The organism is Alienimonas chondri, assembly GCF_013036045.1.
Lineage (GTDB): Bacteria > Planctomycetota > Planctomycetia > Planctomycetales > Planctomycetaceae > Alienimonas > Alienimonas chondri.
Map to the genome: position 1 here is coordinate 1 of NZ_WTPX01000080.1, position 22,515 is coordinate 22,515.

At 68.0% G+C, this 22,515-nt stretch carries 19 protein-coding genes and 1 tRNA gene; 12 read left to right on the forward strand and 8 right to left on the reverse strand.

Annotated elements, in window-relative coordinates; translation table 11 throughout:
- The coding region (locus tag LzC2_RS12780; RefSeq protein ID WP_171187539.1) for a hypothetical protein at positions 1-256 on the reverse strand (256 nt) is incomplete at its 3' end.
- Between the two features lie 177 nt (positions 257-433).
- Here LzC2_RS12780 and LzC2_RS12785 point away from each other — a divergent pair.
- Positions 434-2,995 (forward strand): FAD-dependent oxidoreductase, encoded by a 2,562-nt coding sequence (locus LzC2_RS12785; protein WP_171187541.1) that lies wholly within the window; start codon positions 434-436, stop codon positions 2,993-2,995.
- On the opposite strand, the gene LzC2_RS12790 is transcribed toward LzC2_RS12785, so the two are convergent.
- Positions 2,979-4,529: a mercuric reductase gene (locus tag LzC2_RS12790; protein WP_171187543.1), complete on the reverse strand. Its 1,551-nt coding sequence runs from the start codon at positions 4,527-4,529 to the stop codon at positions 2,979-2,981. The two genes, LzC2_RS12785 and LzC2_RS12790, sit on opposite strands and share 17 nt — an antisense overlap.
- 291 nt (positions 4,530-4,820) lie before the next feature.
- On the opposite strand from LzC2_RS12790, the gene LzC2_RS12795 reads away from it, so the two are divergent.
- Positions 4,821-5,096, forward strand: coding sequence for a hypothetical protein (locus LzC2_RS12795; protein ID WP_171187545.1), 276 nt, complete (start codon positions 4,821-4,823; stop codon positions 5,094-5,096).
- 119 nt (positions 5,097-5,215) lie between these two features.
- Here the strand turns inward: LzC2_RS12795 and LzC2_RS12800 are convergent, their stop codons facing one another.
- Positions 5,216-6,010 (reverse strand): TVP38/TMEM64 family protein, encoded by a 795-nt coding sequence (locus LzC2_RS12800; protein WP_171187547.1) that lies wholly within the window; start codon positions 6,008-6,010, stop codon positions 5,216-5,218.
- Between the two features lie 112 nt (positions 6,011-6,122).
- Here LzC2_RS12800 and LzC2_RS12805 point away from each other — a divergent pair, with 112 nt between their 5' ends.
- Positions 6,123-6,326: a DUF4177 domain-containing protein gene (locus tag LzC2_RS12805; protein ID WP_171187548.1), complete on the forward strand. Its 204-nt coding sequence runs from the start codon at positions 6,123-6,125 to the stop codon at positions 6,324-6,326.
- Between the two features lie 20 nt (positions 6,327-6,346).
- On the opposite strand, the gene arsS is transcribed toward LzC2_RS12805, so the two are convergent.
- The gene (gene arsS / locus LzC2_RS12810; protein WP_194362389.1) at positions 6,347-7,456 is read right to left on the reverse strand and encodes an arsenosugar biosynthesis radical SAM (seleno)protein ArsS; all 1,110 of its coding nucleotides are present in this window, start codon (positions 7,454-7,456) and stop codon (positions 6,347-6,349) included.
- 169 nt (positions 7,457-7,625) lie between these two features.
- Here arsS and LzC2_RS12815 point away from each other — a divergent pair, with 169 nt between their 5' ends.
- Complete coding sequence (locus LzC2_RS12815) at positions 7,626-8,918, forward strand: hemolysin family protein (RefSeq protein ID WP_206678696.1); 1,293 nt, start codon at positions 7,626-7,628, stop codon at positions 8,916-8,918.
- Between the two features lie 16 nt (positions 8,919-8,934).
- Here the strand turns inward: LzC2_RS12815 and LzC2_RS12820 are convergent, their stop codons facing one another.
- The 4 genes from LzC2_RS12820 to msrA all read right to left on the reverse strand — a co-directional run bounded on the left by LzC2_RS12820 (position 8,935) and on the right by msrA (position 11,834).
- The gene (locus tag LzC2_RS12820) at positions 8,935-9,582 is read right to left on the reverse strand and encodes a pyridoxamine 5'-phosphate oxidase family protein (protein ID WP_171187550.1); all 648 of its coding nucleotides are present in this window, start codon (positions 9,580-9,582) and stop codon (positions 8,935-8,937) included.
- Positions 9,583-9,616: 34 nt separating this feature from the next.
- Positions 9,617-10,669 (reverse strand): RNA polymerase sigma factor, encoded by a 1,053-nt coding sequence (locus tag LzC2_RS12825; RefSeq protein WP_171187552.1) that lies wholly within the window; start codon positions 10,667-10,669, stop codon positions 9,617-9,619.
- A gap of 115 nt (positions 10,670-10,784) precedes the next feature.
- Positions 10,785-11,231 (reverse strand): hypothetical protein, encoded by a 447-nt coding sequence (locus LzC2_RS12830; RefSeq protein ID WP_171187555.1) that lies wholly within the window; start codon positions 11,229-11,231, stop codon positions 10,785-10,787.
- An 84-nt stretch (positions 11,232-11,315) separates the two neighbouring features.
- On the reverse strand, positions 11,316-11,834 hold the full coding sequence (gene msrA / locus LzC2_RS12835) for a peptide-methionine (S)-S-oxide reductase MsrA (RefSeq protein ID WP_206678697.1): 519 nt from the start codon (positions 11,832-11,834) through the stop codon (positions 11,316-11,318).
- Between the two features lie 237 nt (positions 11,835-12,071).
- On the opposite strand from msrA, the gene LzC2_RS12840 reads away from it, so the two are divergent.
- From LzC2_RS12840 to LzC2_RS12875, 8 genes are all read left to right on the forward strand, one after another.
- Positions 12,072-12,145 (forward strand) — tRNA-Arg (locus LzC2_RS12840).
- A gap of 121 nt (positions 12,146-12,266) precedes the next feature.
- Complete coding sequence (locus LzC2_RS12845; protein WP_171187557.1) at positions 12,267-13,574, forward strand: tyrosine-type recombinase/integrase; 1,308 nt, start codon at positions 12,267-12,269, stop codon at positions 13,572-13,574.
- Positions 13,575-13,611: 37 nt separating this feature from the next.
- Positions 13,612-15,024: a hypothetical protein gene (locus LzC2_RS12850; protein WP_171187559.1), complete on the forward strand. Its 1,413-nt coding sequence runs from the start codon at positions 13,612-13,614 to the stop codon at positions 15,022-15,024.
- A 632-nt stretch (positions 15,025-15,656) separates the two neighbouring features.
- Positions 15,657-15,923, forward strand: coding sequence for a DUF1580 domain-containing protein (locus LzC2_RS12855; RefSeq protein WP_171187561.1), 267 nt, complete (start codon positions 15,657-15,659; stop codon positions 15,921-15,923).
- Positions 15,924-16,027: 104 nt separating this feature from the next.
- On the forward strand, positions 16,028-18,133 hold the full coding sequence (locus LzC2_RS12860) for a phage/plasmid primase, P4 family (protein ID WP_171187563.1): 2,106 nt from the start codon (positions 16,028-16,030) through the stop codon (positions 18,131-18,133).
- Positions 18,134-18,294: 161 nt separating this feature from the next.
- Positions 18,295-18,588 carry a hypothetical protein gene (locus LzC2_RS12865; protein ID WP_171187565.1) on the forward strand — a complete coding sequence of 98 codons (294 nt, stop codon included), beginning with the start codon at positions 18,295-18,297 and terminating at the stop codon, positions 18,586-18,588.
- Positions 18,588-20,831 carry a DNA polymerase gene (locus LzC2_RS12870; RefSeq protein WP_171187568.1) on the forward strand — a complete coding sequence of 748 codons (2,244 nt, stop codon included), beginning with the start codon at positions 18,588-18,590 and terminating at the stop codon, positions 20,829-20,831. The genes LzC2_RS12865 and LzC2_RS12870 overlap by 1 nt, the downstream gene beginning before the upstream one ends.
- Before the next feature lie 1,103 nt (positions 20,832-21,934).
- Complete coding sequence (locus LzC2_RS12875; protein ID WP_171187571.1) at positions 21,935-22,396, forward strand: hypothetical protein; 462 nt, start codon at positions 21,935-21,937, stop codon at positions 22,394-22,396.
- The last annotated feature ends 119 nt before the right edge of the window (positions 22,397-22,515 follow it).

Sequence of the window (22,515 nt, forward strand, 5' to 3'; positions counted from 1 at the left end):
CGCCGGCGGCGATCTTGAGGAATGCGGTCCGGTCGATTCCATCCTCGCCCGGGTCAAGCCGCACCCGCCACACCGTGCGATGCCGCGAGTGCTTCACGGCGTCCAACCGCCCCTCGTCCCGCCAGCGAGTCAGCGGCGGGCCGGTCGGGCCGAGCAACTCTCCCTCCCACCCCGGCGCCGCCCGCCAGTCGCCCGCCACCCCGCGCACGGGCTGCAGCCCGTCGTCGGAGTCGGCGGTGATCGGCTCAGCAGGCATGAATCGGGGGCGAGAATCGAGGCGACGAAGCGACGCGCGGGCGCCTGCGGAATCGAGTCCGCCGCAATCCTCACACAGCGCCCAGCAGATCGACAAGGGCGGTTCGTCGCGGCGGCGTCGGGATTCGCTCTCGGAGCGGGCCGGGTGTTCGTCGGTTCCAGCCATCTACGATCTCCTATGTCCAGCCGTCCCGACATCGCTTCGCCCCCCGGCCTGTCGCTCCCGAGGCGCCTCGCCGAGCGTATCCGCCTCACCCGCGACGCTCCCCCGGCCGCGGCCGGGGAGTTCGTCCTGTATTGGATGCACAACGCCTTGCGGGCGACGGAGAACCCCGCCCTCGACGCAGCTTTGACCGCAGCCCAAAAACTCGGTCTGCCGGCGTTCGTCTATCACGCGATTTCGGAGCGCTACCCGTTCGCCTCCGATCGACACCACACCTTCATGCTGGAGGGGGCCCGGGACGTCTCCGCGGCGCTCGCGGAGCGCGGCGTCGGCTACGCCTTCCACCTCGAACGCCCCGATCATCGCGGGCCGCATCTGAAAACGCTTGCGGAGCGGGCCGCGGTAGTCGTCACGGAGGAAATGCCCGTCGAGCCGATCACTTCGTTCTTGACAGGCCTGACGGATCACCTCGACGCCGTGGCGCCGGGCAGCGGCCCGCCGATTTGGAGCGTCGACACTTCCTGCGTCGTGCCGATGCCGCTGGTCGATCAACGACCGGATCGGGCGTTTCAATTCAAGAAGGCGACGGCGAAGCTCCGCAAGCAGCGTTTGACGGAGGTATGGCAGGACGTCCCCACGCCGCGAGAGCGCGGCGCCGACGGACCGTTCCTGCCGGACGATCTGCCGTTCGAACCGATCGAACTGGCGAGTGCCGATCTGCCGGCGATGGTCGCGGAGTGCGCGATCGACCACACGGTGTTCCCGATCGCCGGTCACACGCCCGGCGGTCTGGTCGCCGGGGAGCGGCGCTGGGCTGCGTATCGGGAGAACGGCCTCAAACAATACGCCGCGACGCGGAACGACGCCGCCCGCGAGGGCTCCGCCAGCCGGATGAGTCCATACCTGCACTACGGCATGGTCAGCCCCTTCCGCACCGCCCGGGAGGCGAAGGACCTCGGCGGCAAAGGACCGGAGAAGTTCCTCGACGAGCTTCTGACCTGGCGAGAGTTGGCCTATCACTTCTGCTTCCACACCCCCGATCCTGACAGCCTGGATGCGATCCCCGACTGGGCCCGCGAGACGCTTGAAGCTCATGCGAGCGACGAACGTCCGGCTTTATACGATTGGGAGACGCTCGCCCGCGGGACGACCGGGACGGCGTTTTGGGATCTCTGCCAGCGGTCGTTACTGCGGCAGGGCGAACTGCATAACAACGTTCGCATGACATGGGGCAAGGCGCTGCTCGACTGGACGCCGGGGCCTCGTCGCTGTCTCGAACTGTTGCTTGATCTGAACCATCGCTTCGCCCTCGACGGTCGCGACCCCTCCAGTTACGGGGGATTGTTATGGGTTCTCGGCCAGTTCGATCGCCCCTTCCCGCCGTCGAAGCCGATCAGCGGCGTGGTGAGGGATCGCTCCGTCAAACGACATGCCGCGAGGTTGGACATGGACCGCTACGAGAAGCTCGTGTCCCGCCCGCCAATCGAACCGGCGCCGACGGTCGCGGTGATTGGCGCCGGGATCGCCGGGTTGGTCGCCGCCCGGACGCTGAGCGATGCGGGCTGGCAAGTGACCGTGTTCGACAAGGGCCGCGGCGTGGGCGGCCGGGCGAGCAGCCGACGCGAGGGCGAAGGGGACTCGCTCTCCTTCGACCACGGCGCCCAATATTTCACGATCAAAGACGACCGGTTCGGTCGTTTCGTCCAGGCGTGGATCGAACGCGGCGTGATCGCGCCCTGGACCGGCCGGCTCGCCGCTGTGGAAAACGGCGATTATCAGGTCAAAGAAACACCCGAACTATTGATGGGCAAGCCGACGATGGGAGCACTGCCCCGCCATCTCGCCGCGGATCTGGATGTCCGATCGGCACGCCGGGTCGCCGAACTGAACTACGGCGAGGGCGGGTGGCGCCTCGCATTCGAATCCGGCGCCGACGAGGGACCGTTCGATCGGGTTTTGGTCACGGCGCCCGCCCCGCAGACCGCCGAATTGCTCGACGGCCATACGCCGCTGACCGACGTGATTCGCACCGCGGAATATCATGCTTGCTGGGCAGCCCTGCTGGCGTTCGATACCGCCCCGGCCCTGCCGTTCGACGGCGCGTTCCTCAACGACTCGCGGCTGCCCGACGGAAGGCCGAACCCGTTGGCGTGGGCCTCGCGGGAGGCTTCCAAACCCGGCCGTCCCGGCGCGCCGGAGAGATGGGTGTTGCACGCGAAAGCGGACTGGTCCGACGAGCACGTGGATCGTTCCCCCGCAGAAATCTTGCCCAAGTTAGTGGCCGCGTTCGCGGCGCTGGTCGAGCATGCCGTGGGAAAACCATTGCCGACGCCGAGTCATCAAACGGCCCACCGCTGGCGATTCGCCCAGATCAAAACCGCGGCGTCGGCGGGCCAGGGGGACGAATGCTTCTATGACGCGGCGACTGGCTTGGGCGCCGCGGGCGACTGGTGTCTTGGCGGGCGGATCGAAGGGGCGTTTTTATCCGGCGCCGCGCTCGCCGGGAGGGTCGCGGGCGATCTCGCCGCGACGCGTCACGCTGCGACGCGGGAAGACGGCGCTACCGCTTCCAGTTGAACCAGACGCCGAACGCCTTCTTGGCCAGCGGCGTGAGCTTCCCGCGATTGTAGGCGTCGCCCAGTTTGCAGACGGCTTCCGCCTCCGTGGGGTAGGGATAAATCGTCGAGGCGAACTTCGACAGCCCGATGCCGTGCGTCATCGCGAGGCTGAACTGGGAGATCAATTCGCCCGCGGAGGCGCTCACGACCGTGGCGCCGACGATCGTGTCGGTCCCCTTTTTAAGGTGCACCCGGGCGAATCCGGGGGGGGCGCCGTCGGGGCTTTCTAAAATCGCCCGATCGACTTCGGCGAAGGGTTGTTCGAGGGTGTCGATCTCGATGCCTTGCTCCTGCGCCCGCTGCGGCGTCAGACCGACGTGGGCGAGTTCCGGCGATGTATAGGTGCACCACGGGATCACCAGGGCGCTCGCTTTCGCCCCGCCGAACAGCGGGACGCTTGGGGCGACGCCGGTGCGGATGAGGGTGCGGGCGAGGAAGTCCGCGGCGTGCGTGAACTTCAATTTGCTGCACACGTCCCCGGCGGCATAAACCTTGGGGTTGGAGGTTTGCAGCGAATCGTCCACGGAGACGCCTGTCCGGTCGTCGTAATTCACCCCGGCGGCTTCGAGGCCCAGACCGTCGACGTTCGGCTTGCGACCGATGCCGACGAGAATCTCGGCCGCCGTGACGCTCCCGCCGCCCTTGAGGTAAGCGGTTTTGCCTTCTGAGGTCGCCTCAAAGCGATCGGCCTCGGTGTCGAGTCGCACGTCTACGCCGTCCCGCTTCAATGCCGCCTGCACGACGGCGGCGGCGTCGGGGTCGTCGTTGGAGAGAACGCGCGGCCCCCGTTCCAGCAGCGTGACGTGCGAGCCGAATCGGGCGAAGCATTGGGCGAGTTCGCAGCCGATCGGCCCGCCGCCCAACACGATCAGGCTCTCCGGCAACTCCGTGAGGCTGAAGACCGATTCGTTGTCGAGATAGCCGGCTTGCTCCAACCCCTCGATCGGCGGAGCGGCGGCGCGAGCGCCGGTACAGATCGCGGCCTTGGCGAATTTTAGAGCGCGTTTCTCGCCGTCGTCCCCGACGACCGTGAGGGAATCCGCCCCCGTGAAGGTCGCGTCGCCGATATAGACGTCGGCGCCGTAATGATCGCGGAAGCGTTCGGCGCTGTCGTTCGGGCTGATCTTCGCCCGCAACGACCGCAGCCGTTCCATCACCTTCGGAAAATCGACGGTATAGCCGTCGACGTTCACGCCGAACCCCGCGGCGTCCCGCACCTCCGCCGCACAGCGGGCGCTGCGAATGAGGGCTTTGCTGGGCACGCAGCCGACGTTCAGGCAGTCGCCGCCCATTAGTCCGCGTTCGATCAACGCCGTCTTCGCTCCCAGCGCCGAGGCGATCCCCGCCGTCACCAGGCCCGCGGTGCCGGCGCCGATTACGACGACGTTATAAGTCCCGTCCGGCACGGGATTCGTCCAGTCCGTCGGATGCACCCGGCTTTGCAGCAGGCGATTGTGTTCGTCGAGCGGTTCGAGGGCGTCGAGTGCGGACATCGAGGCGAGCGGGAGGCGTCAGCCCCCGGTGCGGTCGAGAGCCTGTCGTTGACGAATTATCTGAACATCGTAGCAGGTGCGAGAATCACCGTCCCGCGGGATACGGCGTGAGCGAGGGCGCCCGCCGGAACCTCCGAAAGCGTCAGCGCCGGCTGAGCCGGCGCTGACATCGGCGGGGAATCTGCGCATCCTGACGCCCGCCGCGGGGACAGCCCGGGGGGCGAAGCGCCGCCGCAACGAACCGCCGAATCCTGCACGCAAGCGTCTGGTCGCCCTCACGAACCGCACGCCATGAAGCATGCTCTAATGGGCCGCGCCCTGCGCTCCGCGATCCTCGAGGAAGCCGAACGCCTTCGAGACTGCGACGTCGGCGACCCCGGCGCCTGCGCCGAGGACGTGTTGCAGCTCTATGCCGTCCGCGATGCGTTGGACGGAGCGGAAACTCGAGAGGATCAATGGGGGCGAGCGAACGTGCCGCTGACGCCGGACGTCTTGGCCGTGCTGCGGGAGGTGGAACGAACCGGATGCCACTACGACCGAACCAAGGCGAGAGAAGCGCTGGGATAATGCTCCAAGGACCGTTCGGGAACGATGCGCCCAGTCCGTCGGAGGAACCCGGCTCAGCGACGAACGGTCGTGCTTGGCGACCGGTTCGGGCGTGTTGAGCACGGACAGCGAACACGAGCCTACGCGGTCTCCGGAGGGGCGGCGTCGGCGGGCGCCTCGGCGGTCCCTGGACCGGAGCGTTGAAACACCTTCTTAACGACCAGCGGGAAGACTCCCAATGCCGCGAGGGCCAAACCGAGCTTCCAATCGAGGATCCCGCCGGCTCCTTCTTCCGCCAACACGGCGAGGCTGGGAAACTGCGACCCGGCGTAACAATAGACGAGCGTGCCCGGAAACATGCCGAGTTGACTGACCCACCAATATGTCCACACGCGAATCGGCGTGAGGCCCATCACGACGTTAATCACGAAAAACGGTACCGCCACGATCAGGCGCAGGGTGAACAGGTAAAACGGGCCGTCTTTTTGAAAGCGTTCGTCGAATGCGGCGACGCGGTCCGGGAATTTGCTCCGCACGACGTCGCGAAACAGATACCGCGACAGGAGAAACGCCAGCGTCGCCCCGGCCGTGGAGGAGAAGCTTACCACGGCGAGCGACGTCAACAGCCCGGGCCAATAGCCAAATACCGTGGAGAACAACCACGCGTAGACCAGCGTCAGCAGCGCCGCCCCCGGGATCGACAGTCCGATCGCCGTCACGTAGATCCCGCCCGCCGCCGCGATCAGCAGCGCAGGATTTTCGCGGCCGAACGCCCGCAGGCGCTCCTCGTATCCAGCGAGCGTCTTCAAGTCGAGATAATCGCCGAATTGCCAGTACAGCAGGATCGCAAGGGCGACGAGGGCCGTCAGCGCGCCCGCTTTTCCCCAGAAAGAGCCCGACGACGTCTGATCCGGCGGCACGGGGGTTTCTTTCATCGGGTTCGACACGTCACGCTGCCCCGCTGCTTACCGACCGCGCGATTGCGTTCGGCTCGCGGCCGGGATAAGTACGGCGCTCCCCTCCCCGAAAGTCGAACGGCCCGAATCGATGAAAGAGTACAAAGTCGAGGTTCGCACCTACTACAGCAAGGTGACGATGAATGCGAACCACATCGCGGAGTCGTCGCAGGAGGAGACGCAAAAGATCATCGACGGATATGCGGCCGATGGCTGGCGACTGGCCTCCGCAGATTCGACTTCCTACGGACTTGCGGTCTATGTCTATCTCTACTTCGAGCGGGACGTCGCCTGATCGCGGGCACGGCGGGCGGTTCACAGAATCGCCCCCGTGCAGCCGCTGCCGGCGCCGGCGGTGCAGCCGAAGCAGTGCGAGCCGGTGACCACCGGACGGTCCAACACCGCCTTCAAGAGCTCCGCGGGCGGAGCGTCGTGGATGTTGCGAGGCCGGGCGCCCTTCCCTCTCGAATCCGCCAGCGGCAAATCGAGCATTTGATTGAAGTCGCAGTCGGACAGGCTGCCGTCCCAGTTCACGCTGAGCGTCGTCCGACACATCACCCCGGCGGCTGCGGCGGGATTGAACGCCGCCGTCAACTTCTCCATATACATCTCGTACTTCCCCGTCTCCAACAGGTGATCGAGGTATCGCGAGATCGGCATATTGGTGATCGTGAACAGCCGGGTGAACCGCACGTCGAAGTCCTCCGCCAGCCGCGTTTTGTAGTCCGCTTCCAGCTGGCCCTGCGGCGGGGGCAGCGACGGGCCGACGGGGTTATAAACCAGCGTGAGCGGCAGATCGGCGGTCGTCCCGTACCCGAGGGCGTTCAGCATGCGCAGGGCGGCGATGCTTTTCATAAACGCCCCGTCGCCGCGCTGGGCGTCGCAGTTATCCGCGGTGTAGCAGGGCAGCGAGGCGACGATCTCCACGCCCTGCTCCGCCAGAAACGCCGGCATCTCCTCGTAGCCTTTGGCCATGAGGATCGTGAGGTTGCAGCGGTCGATCACGTGCCGACCGAGCCCCCGAGCGACCGTGACGAGCCGACGGAAGTGCGGGTTCATCTCCGGCGCCCCGCCGGTCAGATCCAGCGTGCCGGCGCCGGAGACCTCCAGCAGTTCCAACACCACCTCGGCAGTCTCAGCGGACATATTCTCCGCTTTGCGATCCGGACCGGCGTCCACGTGGCAGTGGGCGCAGGTCATGTTGCAGAGCTTGCCGACGTTCACCTGCAACGTGTCGAGCGAACCCGCGGAGAGCGGTGCCAATCCGGCGTCGGCCAGGGCCCCGTCGAAATCCGGGGCGGCGGAGACGCGATCGCTTTTCTCGCCCGACGGCCGCCCGGAGAGCACCCGCAACTGGGCGGCGGGATCGGCCAGGGCATGGCCGCGACGAGAAAGCGTCTTCACCCGCGGTAAGGGCTGAACCAACGGCACACGCAGCGGACGGAACAAGCGGACCGGGGCACCGTAACCCCGCGGTTTGGATCGTCAACGTCGCGTAACCTCCACGCCGCGCGGGCGGACCCTCAGGCGAGCGGACGCTAGACTGCCGCGGTCCGCTTCCCGTCCCGCCGCTACTTCCCTCAACCACTTCGCCGTGTCGTCCTTCGATTTCGCTTCCCCCGTTCTAGCCTTCGCGGGAGGCGGCGCAGGCTTGGAGAACGTCGAGCCGACCGACAGTCCGGCTCTCCTGATCGTCTACCTGTGCGTGGCGATCGGGTTCAGCTTCCTGTGCAGCGTCGCGGAGGCGGTGCTGCTGTCGATCACCCCCAGCTATATCGCTCAACTGCGGGAGTCCGGGGCGAAGGGAGCGGAGACGCTCGCCCGATTGAAGAAGAACGTCGACCGCCCGCTGGCGGCGATTCTCAGCCTCAACACGATCGCGCACACGGTCGGCGCCGCCGGCGTGGGCGCGGAGTCCGCGGCGTACTTCGGCAGCCAATACGTCGGGGCGACCAGCGCGGTGCTGACACTGTTGATCCTCGTGCTCAGCGAGATCATTCCCAAGACGATCGGAGCGACGTATTGGCGGGCGTTGGCGCCGACCGTGGGCACGTTTATCAGCTGGCTGATCTGGGCGATGTATCCGCTGGTGTTGCTGTCCGACGTGTTGTCGAAGCTGATCTCTCCCGAGGGCACGCACGGCGTCGTGACCCGGGAAGAGATCGCCGCGATGGCCACCCTCGGCGCCCAGAGCGGCAACCTGGAACAATCCGAAAGCCGAATCTTCGCCAACCTGCTGCGGTTCCGAGAACTCACCGTCGCGGACGTGATGACGCCCCGCACCGTCGTGCTCGCCTTCCCGCAGAGCCTGACCGCCGACGAACTGTTCGAGAAGCACCCGGAGATCCCCGTCTCCCGTCTGCCGATCTTTAAAGAGAAGCTCGACGACGTGACCGGGTTCGTTCATAAGAACGATTTATTGCTGGCTCGCGCCCGAGGCGAGGGCGACAAGCCGCTGGCCGACTTCCGCCGCGACCTGACCACGGTGCGGGACGAAGCGACGCTCTCGGAGTTGTCCGATCTGCTGCTGGGCGGCGGGTCGCACATCGCGGCCGTCACGGATCGCTTCGGCGGTCTGGACGGGGTCGTGACGCTGGAAGACCTGATCGAAACGCTGCTGGGGCTGGAGATCGTCGACGAGCACGACGCGGCCCCGGACATGCAGAAGCTCGCCCGCCGCAAGTGGAAGGAGCGGGCCAAGCGCCTTGGTTTCGTGCTGCCCGAAGACTCCCAGCCGGCCGCGGCCTCCGATCAAACTTCCGGCGACGCGGCGTCCGGCGACGCGGCGGCCCTGGCCCAAGCTGTCGCCGAAGACGAGGTCTCCAAGGAGAAGGTGGCCGCGGATCTGATCGAGGAAGAATCCGTCGATCCCCCCCCGTCCGCCTGAGCCGCCCGGTCGCCGCTCAGACCGCGACCCAGGCCCCTCGCCAGTCGTCGCCCGTCCGTTCAAACACCGCGCGGAGGTGCCCCGCGTGGTGCAGGTGCAGCCAATCGATGCGATCGACGTCCGTCCGCAGCACGGCGAAGTTCGCACGGCCGGGGGCGCTTTCCTCCGGCGTCGGATCGCGTTTACGCACCGCGGGGGGCACGTTCGGTTCCGGGCCGTCCGTCTCCACGCCGGGAACGAGCGGGGCGAGGTAACAACGACGGGCCGAGGGCGGAGTCGCCTCCCACGCGGCGTCGACCACGGGGCCGTCGGTCAGCACGCGGGAGGCGCCGGTCGCCCGGACCTGCAATCGGGCCGCGGGGTCGTAGAACACCCAGGCGGCCCGCGGATTCGCCCGCAACTCCGCGACCTTGGCGCCGCGGGCGTCGGTATGGCAGCCGATCTCGCCGCCGTTCGCGGCGCCGCCGCCTCGTTCCGCATGCCGCAGCACGACGGTGCGGGCGGTCGGCTCCGGCCGGTCTTCCCCCGCCCGCACGGTGCAGAGCGTGGGGAGATGAAAGGCGGGTTTCGAACGAGCGGCGCCGTCGCCCAGTCGTTCCCACAGGTCGGCGAGAATCGCGTCGAGGTCGTCCGTCGGCGCGTCTCGGTTTGAGGGGAACGTCATGGCTCCCGAATCGTACCGCGGCGTTCTTGCGGCATCACATCAGGTCCGCGGTGCCGCGGATCGGGGCGCCGAGATCGTCGGGGCTGGAGACGAACGGCGCCGGGGACGGCGAACTCTCCTCCGAGAACCCGCCGCCGAGCAGATCGAACAGCCCGACCGCCGCCAACAGGCCCACCGCCAAGCCCGCGGCGGTGGTGAGAATCGGTTCCCAAGACAGCGCCGTCGGCCGGGATGCGGGCGACGGCGGGGCGATCGGCACCCTCGGGGATAACACGTGCGGCGGCGGCAACTGTTTCGTCACCTCCGCGGCGATCGCGGTGGCCTCCGCGGCGTGCAGCGTCCCGGCGCCGGCGGTTTGAATCTGCTCGAACAGAGCGACCAGCGCCGCGGCGCCGACGGTCACCCCCCGGGCCTCCAGCCGCTCCCGCAATCGCCCGCGGGCGGCGTCGAGACGACGACGGAACGTCCCGAACGGCACCCCTAACTCCTTCGCCGCTTGCCGTTGCGTGCGGCCCCGCAGATGGCACAGCACCACCGCCCCGCGTTCGCCCGGCGGCAGCGCGGCGAGTTCCTCCTCCAAGGCGTCCAGTTCTTCGCTCCGCTGCACGTCCGCCAGCGGCGCCCCGGCGGCGGGCGGTGACGAACCGGGACGTTCCTCCCGAGCGACCGCCTTCTCACGCCGACGACGGGCGACGTCGCTGCGTTTCGCCTGCAATACGGCGTTCACCGCGACCCGGTACAGCCACCCGCCCAGCGTGCGTTCCGGCCCCATTCGGTCGATCAGCTTGGTTGCGTTGCGGGCCAGCGAGAGGAAGGTCGCCTGCAAGGCGTCGTCCGCGTCCGCCAGGGAACCCGGTCCGCCGCCCACCGTCCGCCGACCGGCGCCGGCGACCAGCGGGCCGTAGCGTTCGACCAGCGTCGCGAACGCCGCTTCGTCCCGCCGTTCGACGAACCGCACCAGCAACGCCCGATCCGGCAGATCGGCGAGGTCCTCTTCCGTTTCCGTGAATGACGGCCCCGTAAAGGCAGGCCGGCCGTTCGCACGACGATTGAGAGCGGTTCCGGCGGCGGGGGCGGCGGCGATCATCGGCGGTTTCTCCGGGCACGTCTTCAGGGCCATAGCGTAACGCGGCCAACGCCCGTGAGCGCTCACTGGTTCTTCATGGAATCGAACGCACGCCGAGGATCAGGCGCCGGGGACGTCACAAGACGCGGGTCGCGACGATCGCCCCGGCGACCAGCAACCCGCCCACCGCCAGCGCCGCGGCGGCGAAAGCGCCCGCTCCGCCCGGGTTCGCCTCGCCCCCGCGCGCCGCTCCCCGAGCGGCGGAGCGCAGCGTCAGCAGGCCGTCGCTCCACTCGTCAAAGGCGTCGTCGTACTCGGCGTCGCCCTCCGTGAGGCGGTAGGCGGTGCGGTCCGCCTTCCGCTTCGCCCGTTCGTCGTCCCGGGCCAACCCGCGCAGGGCCGTCCATTCACCGGTCTCTTTCTGCTTCGCCCGCACCCGGAATCGAAACACCTGCACCCACCCGGGCCGCTGCACCGCGACCAAATCCAGCTCCTCAACCACGGCGCTGCGGCCGTAGTGGCCGGTCTCGTCGAGCCACGAACGCAGATCGTGTTCGAGGAACTTATTGCCGATCAGGGGCATGGGAGAGGTCGGGTTCGGAATGAGCGATGTGGGGGAAGAACCGCGGTTTCCTCCCATCCGCAATCCGATATTCCACCTCCGCTATCAAATATGGCAGGCGCTGCGGCCGGTCTTCTCGAAGTACCGCTGGTGGTACTCCTCGGCACGGTAGAAGGTCGTGGCGGGGGCGATCTGCGTGGCGACCGGCCGCGGCAGCGTGCCGGAGTCGTTCAATGCCTGCTTCCACTGCTCCGCGGCGGCCTGCTGCTCCGGGGAGTGGGTGAAGATCGCGCTGCGATACTGGCTCCCCACGTCCGGCCCCTGCCGATCCACCTGCGTCGGGTCGTGCAGTTCGCGGAACTGCTTGAGGAGCTGCTCGAACGAGACCTCGTTCGGGTCGAAGGTGACTTCCACCGCCTCGGCGTGGCCGGTGTCGCGGTAGCAAACGTCTTCGTAGGTGGGATTGTCGAGGCGCCCGCCGATGTACCCGCTGACGGCGTCGATCACGCCGGGGGTCTTGCGGAAAGCGTCTTCGATGCCCCAAAAGCACCCGGCGGCAAAGGTGGCGGTCTCGGTGGTCGGTTCGGTCATGGCGGCTTCCCCGCAGCGGAGGGCGTGAGTCATCAGGGGCGTGAGTCGACGACGTGTCGCCCGCATCTTACGCAGGTCGTTCCAGTCCGACCGCGACGCATGAGGACGCCGATCGAGGAACGCGGAGCGAACCCGTCGAGGGCCATGGGTGTCGGACGCGACGTTGACAGCGCCGCCCGCCGGGGTGAGACTGTTCGACCGGCCCGACCGTCGGATTCCGAACCTCACGGTTCGTCTGCGTGGTCGGGTTTTTGGTCCCGCAAGGGACACGTCCCCGTAGCTCAGCTGGATAGAGCGCCGGTTTCCGGAGCCGGAGGTCAGAGGTTCGAATCCTCTCGGGGATACTCGTCGTAAGTCGTTGCCGAAGACGCGTTTGCGTCTACCAGTCCTCCGGGGCTGAGCGGCCTCACCCGCCCGTGGAAGTGGTAGTCCTACCACTTTTGCGCGTCTGGAAGGTCCGCTCCCATGCCCCGTCGCAGCGCCAAGCCGCCGTCGTACCGGCTGCACAAACCGTCCGGCCAAGCCCGCGTGATCCTCGCGGGCGAGCACATCTACTTGGGGAAGTACGGCACCCCGGAGTCGAAGGAGGCCTACGCCCGGCTGATCGCCGAGCGGTTCCTCGCCCCGAACGCAACGATACCCCCTGACACCCCTGACGCGGACATCGCCGCGGCGCGGGCGTCAGGGGTGTCAGGGGTAATGCGCCAGTCCTCGGCCACGCTGCAGCGGCCGTCGGTGAACGCTCTGATGGTCGCCTACCTCGACTTCGCCGAGCGGTACTACAGCGCCGACGGGGAGCCGACGCAGGAGTTCCGCGACGTGAAGGCGTCGCTGAAGCCGCTCCGCGAGTTGTACGGCCGCACGCCTGCGGCGGAGTTCGGCCCGAAGCGGCTGAAGGCGGTCCGCGAGCACATGATCTCGGTGCAGGACATCAGTCGGAAGATCGTCAACAACCGGATCAACCGCGTCCGCCGGTTCTTCAAGTGGGCGGTCAGCGAGGAGCTGGTGCCCTCCAGCGTGCTACACGGGCTGCAGTCAGTCGACGGCCTGAAGTGCGGGCGGACTGCGGCTCGGGAGAACGAGCCGGTCAGGCCGGTCCCCGACGCCCATGTCGAAGCCACCCTGCCCCACCTCGGTCCGCAGGTCGCCGCGATGGTGAAGGTCCAGCGGCTGACCGGCATACGCCCCGGCGAGGTCGTGCAGATGACGCCAAGCGACGTCGACCGCACCGAGGAGGTTTGGGTCTACCGCCCGCAAAAGCACAAGAACAAGTGGCGGGGGCAGGACCGCACCGTCCCCCTCGGCCCGCAGGCCCAGGCGGCGCTGGCGCCGTTCCTTGACGGTCGCCCCGACGACAAGCCGCTGTTCAGCCCGAAGGAGGCGGAGGAGTGGCGGTACGCCCACCGCCCGCCGTACAGCGGCCGCGAGCGGACCACCATGAAGTACGCCAGCGAGACGACGCGGCTGGCGGAGCAGAAGGCCGCCCGCCGCAAGGCGAAGCGGAAGCCGGGCCGGAAGTGCCGCGATCAGTACGACCGCGACAGCTATCGCCGGGCGGTGAAGCGGGGCGTGGAGAAGGCGAAGAAGGCCGGGGCCGACGTCGAGCCGTGGACCCCCTCCCAGCTCCGCCACGCGAAGGCAACGGAGGTGCGCCGCATCGCCGGCTTGGAGGCTGCCCAGGCCGCCCTGGGCCACAAGAACGCCGACGTGACGCAGATCTACGCCGAGCGGAACCTGTCCGCGGCGGTGGAATTGGCGAAGGCGACCGGATAGACCTCCGGCACCTTTTGAACTCACCCGAAGGAATGCCGTGCCGACGCCCGCCGAGATCCTCGAGGCGGACTTCGCCGGCCTGGCGCCGAAGACCATCGCGCGGCTAATTCCCGAGCCCCGGCCGCCGCAGGACCTTTTCAAGTACCCTCCCGACCTGCGCTGGGAACTGGTCCGCCGACACCCAGTCTACCAGTGGGGCTGGGCGAGGGTGAAACGGTGGTACGAGAGTGGGGAGGCGGCCCCCTGGCTCAGCGGCGAAGGCGACGGCGGGTTCGACGACGAGGGGTTTGCTGATTGGGTCGCGCTGGTCGCCCTAGGTCGGATCGGGTGGAACGGCGACGTGCTCGGCCCCCCGGTCAGTCCCTCGCATCAGGGATTCGAGATCGACGAGGTTCGAGAGAACCGCGGGGACGCCAGAAGGTTCCCGCACTGGGGCCAGATACTTCAGACGGCGTTGTTCCAGTTGAGCGCCGCCGACCGTCTGCACGCTGGGCTCGCCCTCGTCACGTCCGCCCTTGGGAAAAATATGTCCGCCCTACCCGAGGCGATGCGGTTGATCGACGAGCGTGCGGCGCAGCCGGCGAGCACGTTAGGGCAGGAATTGAACCATACCACCGTCACCGTCCCGGCGGGCGTGACCCCCTCGGCGGCGGCCGAGCAGGTGAAGGTCGCCCACGAACAGCTCAGAAATCGGCTGGGGCTGGGCAGCGCAGCGAGGTTGCGTGAGGACAAGCTGGCCCTCCAGTTGGAGGTGTGGGACCTCCGCGAGGGATTCATGAACGGGCACCGGGAGGACGTTGCCGCCGATCCCGACTGGCCCGACCGGAACTATCGCCGGGAGGACGGGCGCTACCGCCCTGACCTCGCTCAATCGCTGTCCGAGGTGGCGGCCTCGCTGGGCCGCGACGACGAGACTGTTCGCAGTCAGTACGAGGCCACGTTTAAGGCGATCACCGGTTTCGACTACTCGATCGACCGTTGGGAGGAACTGTTCGTGCGCCCGCTGATGCGGACAGCGCCCGACGAGGCGCCGGACGGCTTTCACGACGCCGTCTATGAGCGGTGGGAAGCGGCGCGGGAAGCCGGCGACCGAGTTGCCGGGAGCGGTATCGAGCGAAGGACGACGTCGGTCCCCACCGTCGGGGAGAACATGATCGGCACGAAGAACCGACGGATCGAGCTACGGGCAGAGAACGATCCCGACCCGCAGAAGGATCGGAGCGGCGAGAAAAAGGAGATCGCCGAAGTCGCCCGAAGTTGGCTGGCAGATCTCGAGGCCGCGGAGACGGACAGGGAGCGACGGGAAATCCTCGATAGCTTCGCAGATTCGACGGGGGAGTTCCCGCGGGTTGAACGCGTGATCAAGGAGCTCCGCGAATTAATCGCGATCCGGCCGGAGCCGAAAATTGTGGTCCGGTCGCAGGACGACGAACTGACCGACGAGACGTAAGCCGCCGGCTTACTTGGGGGTGTGCAGGGGTGCAGGCCGGCCCTTCTCGCGGTCCCTACACATCATTTCCTATGGGGCGGCGTGATTCGCGGGGCGTCCGGAATCGATGATGGGTCCCTGAGGATCTCAATTTTGGCGGCGTCGTACCGGGCGCCCTGCCGAACCGCGACAGCACTACGAAGATCGCGGCGTTTGAAGACGCGGTAGTGGCGGGGGGGGCAGCGTCTTGAAGCACCGGTGCGGGCCGTCCAGCCGCGGCGAACTCCGCGGCCGGTACCCGCACTGGGACCTTGGCCGGCCCGCCGGCGACGGGCGGATCGCCCGCCTGCTGTCGTCCCGCGAAAATCATGCGCCGGTTGAAGAGCATTTCGGGCAGGCGAACGGGCCTTTCACAGGTTTGGCGTCGACCTGAACGACAGCCGACGGGCCCGTGCCCCCGCCTCCCCGACCTGGGCAGCGGGGCGTCTTCGTTCAACCGACCGACATCGTTCGGGCCACGGGTGAAACACCCGCTCCCCAGAAAGATGCGTTGCCGGAGGCGGGACTCCGAACCGTTCGAGAAATAAGCGGCCGTCTTATCTCGGGGTGTGCAGGGGTGAGCACCTCTCTTTTTTCTCGCGGCCCTCGCTCCCATGCCCCTGCCCGAAAACCTCGTTCCCCTCACCAAGCTCGCGAAGAGTTTAGGCGTCCACCTGGCGACTTGCCACCGGTGGCGCCAACGCGGCGTGAAGGGGGTGCGGTTGGACTGCGTGCGGGTCGGCGGGCGGTGGTTCGTCACCGAGGACGCGGCGGCCGCGTTCCTCGCCGCCCTCAACGGCGGCGCGGACGTGCCCCCCGTCGGCGGCGACGGCGGCCGGGAGGACGCGTTCGAGGCGGTGCTCGTGTCCCGCGGCGTGTGAACGCCCGGGCTTTCACGAACTCCCAACCTTTCAATTGAAACCCCCGCCGCCCGCCCCGGCCTTGCACGGCCGGGCGTGGGCGAACGGCGGGGACGCACGACACCATGATTGTAGCACCCAAAGACGTCCTCGGGCATTGCCCGGGCGACGACGACCCGTTGCTGCCGCGCCACCGTAAAGAACTCGAAGAAGGCGCCGGCCTGTCGGCCGCCACGATCGCCGAGATCGGGTTCTATTCGGCGAGCCCGATCGATGCCGCCGGCCTGTTGAACTGGCCGAACCCGAACCCGGACCTGGGCCATGCGCTCGTCACTCCCTACCCGGGAGCCGACGGGCACGTGCAACTGAAGTTCGACCGCCCGCGCAAGGACAAGGACGGCAAGCCCATCAAGTACGAGTCGCCGGTCGGCTCGACCGCCCGGCTGTTCGTGCCTCCGGACGCCGCCGACGCGTTCATCAGCCCGAAGGAGCCAGTGGTCATCACGGAAGGGGCGAAGAAGGCCGCTAAGGCCACGCAGGAAGGCGTCGCCACGGCCGGTCTGGCCGGCGTCTCGATGTTCAAGGCAAAAGGCGAGCGGAAGCTGATGCCCGACCTGGAGGCGATCGACTGGGTCGGCCGCCCGGTCACGATCGTCTTCGACAGCGACGGGCGCACCAACCGCTCCGTCCGACAGGCCGCCGCCTCGCTGGCGGAGTTACTCGAGGCCGCCGGCGCCGAAGTGAAGGCGCTGTTCCTGCCGCCCGGCCCGAACGGCGGGAAGGTCGGGATGGACGACTTCCTGTTGGCGCACCCGGTCGAGGAACTGCAGGCGCTGATCGCTGACGCAGGACCGCCGGAGTCGATCGAGGACGCCGGCCGCCGGAAGGCCGGCCTCGTCGACCCGGAGGAACTGGGCGGCGTGATCCTCGTAAGCCGTGCGGTCGACGGAGTGCCCGGCGTGTGGGTGCGAGACGGGAAGATCTATCAGTGGGATGAGAACCGGTTCGTCGACGTCTCGGACGACGAGTTCAAATTGCGTTCAGTCACGACCTTGAAGCCGCACTTCGTCGAGGTTCGCCCCCAGGTCGTGTCCGGGGCGGTGATGCACGCGAAGGCCGACGCGCTGATGCCCAGAGGCGTGGGCGAGGGGGACTGGATCGTCGGCGATCCGCCGGACGGGTGGGCCGACCCGGCCGAAGTCTTTCCCGCCGCCAATGGGCTGCTGCACCTGCCGTCCTTCGCGGCACAAGCGCCGTGCCTGGTCGATCACACGCCCCGCCGGTTTACCCGCTGGGTCAGTCCCGTCCCGTACGACTCGACGGCCGCGCGGCCGGAGACTTGGTTGCGGTTCCTGCACGACCAACTTTTCCCCGGCCGCCCCGAATCGGTCCGAGTGCTTCGGCAGTACGCCGGCTATCTACTGATGAGTCAGGCGTTGTTCCAAAAGATGCTGATGTTGATCGGTCCGGGGCGGAGCGGGAAAGGAACGATCATGTGGGTGTTCGAGTCCCTGCTGGGGCCGGAGATGCGTTCCGCAGTGCCGCTGAAAAAGCTCGGCGGCCAGTTCGATGGAGCCGACCTGCTGGACAAGCGGCTGCTGTTGATCGGCGACCTCCGCCTGCCGACCGACCGGCGGTCCCGGGAAGCGCCGATCGAGATGCTGCTGTCGCTCTCCGGCGGGGACCCGATCACGTTCGACCGGAAATATAAAGAGCCGGTCACCGCCCGCCCGCCGGTGCGGATCGTGATCGCGAGCAACGAGCTGCCGGTCCTGCCGGACCCCAGCGGCGTGATCGCCAGCCGGTTCGTCGGGGTCAAGTTCACGGAATCCTTCGCCGGCTCGGAAGACCCGCACCTGAAGGACAAGCTGCGGCCGGAACTCCCGGCCATCCTGAATTGGGCGCTGGCCGGCTACCTCGACCTGATCGAGACCGGCCGACTCGCCGAGCCGGCGGGGTCGGACGGATTGCGGGCGGAGTTGGAAGCGTTGGCCAGCCCGGTGAAGGCCTTCGTCAAGGAAGCCTGCGTGCTCGGCGCGAACGAGGCGGTGCCCGCGGCGACGCTGCGGGAGCTGTTCAACCAGTGGTCCGCGGACCGCGGCCAGCCGGCCCTCGACGAGAGCGAGTTCGGCCGGCAACTCAAGGCCGCGTTCCCGCGCGTGACCGGCAAGCAGAAACGGACCGGGGGCAACAAGCGACCCCTGCACTACTTCGGCGTCGGTCTGCCCTGAGTGGCGGGGCGGGGACGCGTGTAGTTCCCGCCCCTCTTTTATTCAATCCAATTCTTATTCAGCCTCAAATTTTCAACTCAATGACAAACCACGCCCCTCCTCCATTGGTTCCGCGGTCGGTCGCCCCCTTACCCGACTGGGCCATCGAACTCCCCGATCCCATGTCCCACGACGGCGATGTCGGACCGGCCCCAGAAGCCCTTGTCTGTGGCTGGAAGCTGCCCAACGACACCATCGTGTGCCGGGCCTGTTGCCCGAAGCCCGCCGACGCCGTCGCCGTAACTCTCGTCTGCGAGGGGGACGACCTGCACTGGGAAGAGTCCGACGCCGACCCGGTCGCCGTTCCGCCTGTCAACAGCGAACTACCGGTGGACCGAAAGGCCGAGGTGAACGCCGCCGCGGCGATCGACGTGCAGTCTGACGACAACGACCACCTGTTCCCGGAGGGTTTCTGATGGGCAAGCTCCTCACCGCCGGCGTGCTCACCGGCCGGACCGCAATCGACGTCGCGGTCGGCACGCAGCGGACGACCTTCCGCGAGTGGGTTCCCGGCGACGACGTGTTCGCCGAGGCGTTCGCGTTCGACACCGAGACTACGCTGATCCGCGACGACCTGCCGGAGCGGGTGCCGGACTACGTTCTCGGCGTCGCCTCCGACGGCGACCGCGGCGCGTTCGTCTCCCGGAAGAACCTACCAGCGTTCTGGACGGCGCACGACCACTGCACCTGGGTGTTCCACAACGCCGCCTTCGACCTCGCCGTCGTGCAGAAGGTTCTGGGCGTGCGGGGCGACGTGTACGCGCTCGTCGAGGACGGCCGGGCGTGGGACACCATGATCCTCGCGAAGTTGCTGAGCCTCGCCACGCGGGGCACAACGGGCGGGGCGTTCTCGCTCGACGCCTGCGCCGCGGAATTCCTCGGCATTGCTCTGCCGAAGACCCTGACCGACGCCGCCGGCAACGACGTCCGGACCGGGTTCGGCCAGTACCGCGATAAGTCGGTCGCCGGGATCCCGCCGGATTACCTGCGCTACGCCGCCGGCGACGCAGTCGTCACGTGGCAGCTGTTCGGCGTCCTGAAGGCCCGCGTACGGGCCGCGCGGGAGAACCGGCGGGAAACGTTCGGCGAGACGGGCGACGGCCGCTTGGCGGCCGCCTGGCGCGAACACGGCCCGCTCACCCACCACACCCAGCTGAAGAGCGCCGTGATGTGCGACGTCCTCCGCCGCAACGGGCTGGGCGTGGACGCCGATCGCGCCGCCGCAGCGCGGGACGAACTCAGCGACTGCATCGAAGGTCTCCGCGCCGACCTAGCCGGGGCGACGTTCGACGATCCGCCAACCAGGTTCGTGGTGGAGGGGCCCGGCAGCGGGGCGTCGTTGCAGGCCCTCTTGGAGGACGTGCACGCCCGCCGGCCGGACCTGCCGAAGCCGAAGACCGAATCCGGCGCGTGGGCGGCGGATGAGTCCGCGCTGACGACGCTGGCGGAGGAGGAGCCGACGCTGGCGACGCTGCTGGAGTTGAAGCGGCTCGTGAAGCTCCGGAACACGTACTTCGTCCCCCTGGCGAACTCCGGCGGCCGGGCGCACTCTCGGTTCCGGCCCCTGCTGAACACGGGGCGGATGAGTTGCTCGAAGCCGAACCTGCAGAACCTGCCCCGCGCAGCGGACGGGCTGCCGTCGGTGCGGGCCTGCCTGACGCCGAAGCCCGGGCACGTGTTCCTGTGCGTGGATTACGCCCAGGTCGAATTGTGCGTGCTGGCGGCGGTGCTGATGGACCAGTTCGGGTTCGGCCCGTCGCTGGCGGACCTGATCAACGGCGGGGCCGACCTGCACAGCCGAATCGCCGCGGCGGTGTTGGGCAAGCCGGAGGGCGAGGTGACGAAGGCGGAGCGGCAGTCGGCGAAGGCCGTCAGCTTCGGCCGCCCCGGCGGGATGAGCGCGGCGTCGCTGAAACGTCAGGCGAAGGAGGCGTACGGCGTCGAACTGACCGACGAGGAGGTCCAGGCCCGCATCGACGCCTATGAGGCGCTGGTGCCGGAACTGAAGCGGTACCTAACGGATGCGGCCGACATCGGGCAGCGGCTCGCGGCGCGGTTGAACCTCACCCCCGCCGCGTTGACCGCCGCGGGGGGCGGGTTCGACACCGATACCGCCCCAGTCGGGTGGCTCGGTGGGATGCTGCTGAAAGTTCTGCGGGACCGCCAACCGACGGCGCGATCGGGGCGGCCGTACGAGTCCGAGGTTGTGGCATACTTCTGGAACGCTGCCCTCCCACTCGCCGCCGATCTGCCCGCCGCTCGCGCCGCGGACCTGCGGGCGCGACGCCCCTCCCCCGAACTGGCGCGAGCCGTAGAGGCGCTGGTCGGCCGAAACACGGTCACGCTGACGGGGCGATTCCGATCCAGCTGCCTGTTCCCCGCCAGCCGGAACACGCTCTTCCAGGGCGTCGCCGCCGACGGCCTGATCCTCGCCCTCTGGGACCTTTGGCGGGCCGGCTACAGGCCCGTGCTGGCGATCCACGACGAAATCGTCCTGGAGGTGGCGGAGAAGGACCTGACGAAGGCGCTGATCGACGACGTGACGGCCCGGATGGAGGCGGCGATGGGGCGCGTCGTCCCCGGCGTTCGGGTGACGGCCGAACCGGAGGTGCGGCGCTCCCTGGACAAAGCCGACGGGTTGGAGCTGCCGAAGGAGTGATCGCCGCAAGACTCGACCCCGTCGACCGCCAAGAGGAACGTGGTCACCGCCCCCGGCTGCTGAACGGTCACATGCTTGATGAGGAACTGCGTGCCTTCCCACGAGCGGGTCCGGGCCGGCGCCCCTTGGGCACGAGCGGTTCCGTACGTTCGCCAGCTTTTGCACCGTCGACGCTGTGAGGGACGGCGTGCTGGCGGGTCGTCTCCGGCGGCGGCGGTCGTCAGGACGCAGGCGATTGAAAGGCAGTCGCCCCCTGCCAGGGGTGTCAGGGCAATTCTTGGGAAAGTTGCGTTGCGGCAGTCTGGATGCGGGTTTCGTAGCGGACTGCCCCACGGGATCGCGGCAGTCGCAATTCCCGCGGAACTGCTTTCTACCCCTGACACCCCTGACACCCCTGACGGGGCGAGCGTCCGCGGCGTGTGAGACTTTTGGCTTGCGGACCGTCACGGCCCGCACGGACAGTTCGCCGCAGCTGTTCTGGGAAGAGCGATGACTACTTCCGTCGTCTGAGTGCCCCGTCTTGTACTTGATCAGCTACATGCCCCCTTCATGTCCGCCGGCAGTTTCTCGTTCCGGCGCGCCCCCGCCCGCGTCGAATGCCGGCTCGGTTCACCGGCGCGGCCATATAGATCCTCGCATCCCCACTTCCGTCGCGCTGGATGTCGCCGAGACGCTCTCGCACATCCCTGCGCCGGGGTCGCCGTCGTCGTAGTCGCGGTCTGAAGACGCCAGCAGAACAGTCCTGTTCCACGACGCCGCTCGCACATCGACCTCGCCGCCCGTCGGCACAATGATCGAAAACCAGCTCAAGGCGAGGCGTCTCGGAGAGCGAACCCGAGGGGCGGCACAAGATCCGGGAATTGCCGTCGCCCATGGCTCCGCCGAGTCTCAAAGGCGCCTCAGAGCAGCCGTAATAAAAAGAGTCAAGAATCGGAACTAACCCCTGGAGCATAACGGTAACTAATCGCTGCGAAGCTCCCCCGAAAATCAACACCGGTACAAGTACAGACTCTCCGAAGGTCAGCGGAACCGAACCGGAGTTCGGCAGACCGAGGCCCACGACGGTCTTCGTCGGCCCGTTCAGAAAACCAACTACTCTCGCCATGGCCACCACGCTGATCGCCGCCACCACCACCTGCCTGAACTCCATCAAGATGAACGCGGCCGAGACGCTTACCCACATCACTCCCGCCGAGATCGCCGCCGTCGCCGACGCGGCCGACCCCGACACGCACGCGCACCTGGACGACGACTGGACGGCGCCGCCGATCGGGACGCTGGACCACTTCGTTCTGATCCCCGACCCCGTCGCGTGGGCGCCGTCGGAGAGCGCCCGGCTCGACGCCACGATTGCGCTGCTCAAGGGCATGGCCTGCCCCGCCCGCCGGGAGCTGTCGGCGGTGATGGCGAACGGGATGCTAGGCGGCTCGGCCGAGACCATGGCCGCGACGGTGCGGGCGTTTCGCGACGGGCGGTCGGGGTGCGACGAGGTGGACTACCTCGTCGGCAAGGTCCCATTGTCGGAGTACCTGCGGCGGGGGCTGGTGGCGATGGGGCTGGGGTGACCCGGGCGGCGATGCGACGACGCCGTCGTCGCACGTACCGGCCAAGTTTTTCGGGGCGGGCGGGAACGATTCGGCCGCGGGCATCGCCTGTCATGCCGGCACTAGCCCCTCGCCCCCCC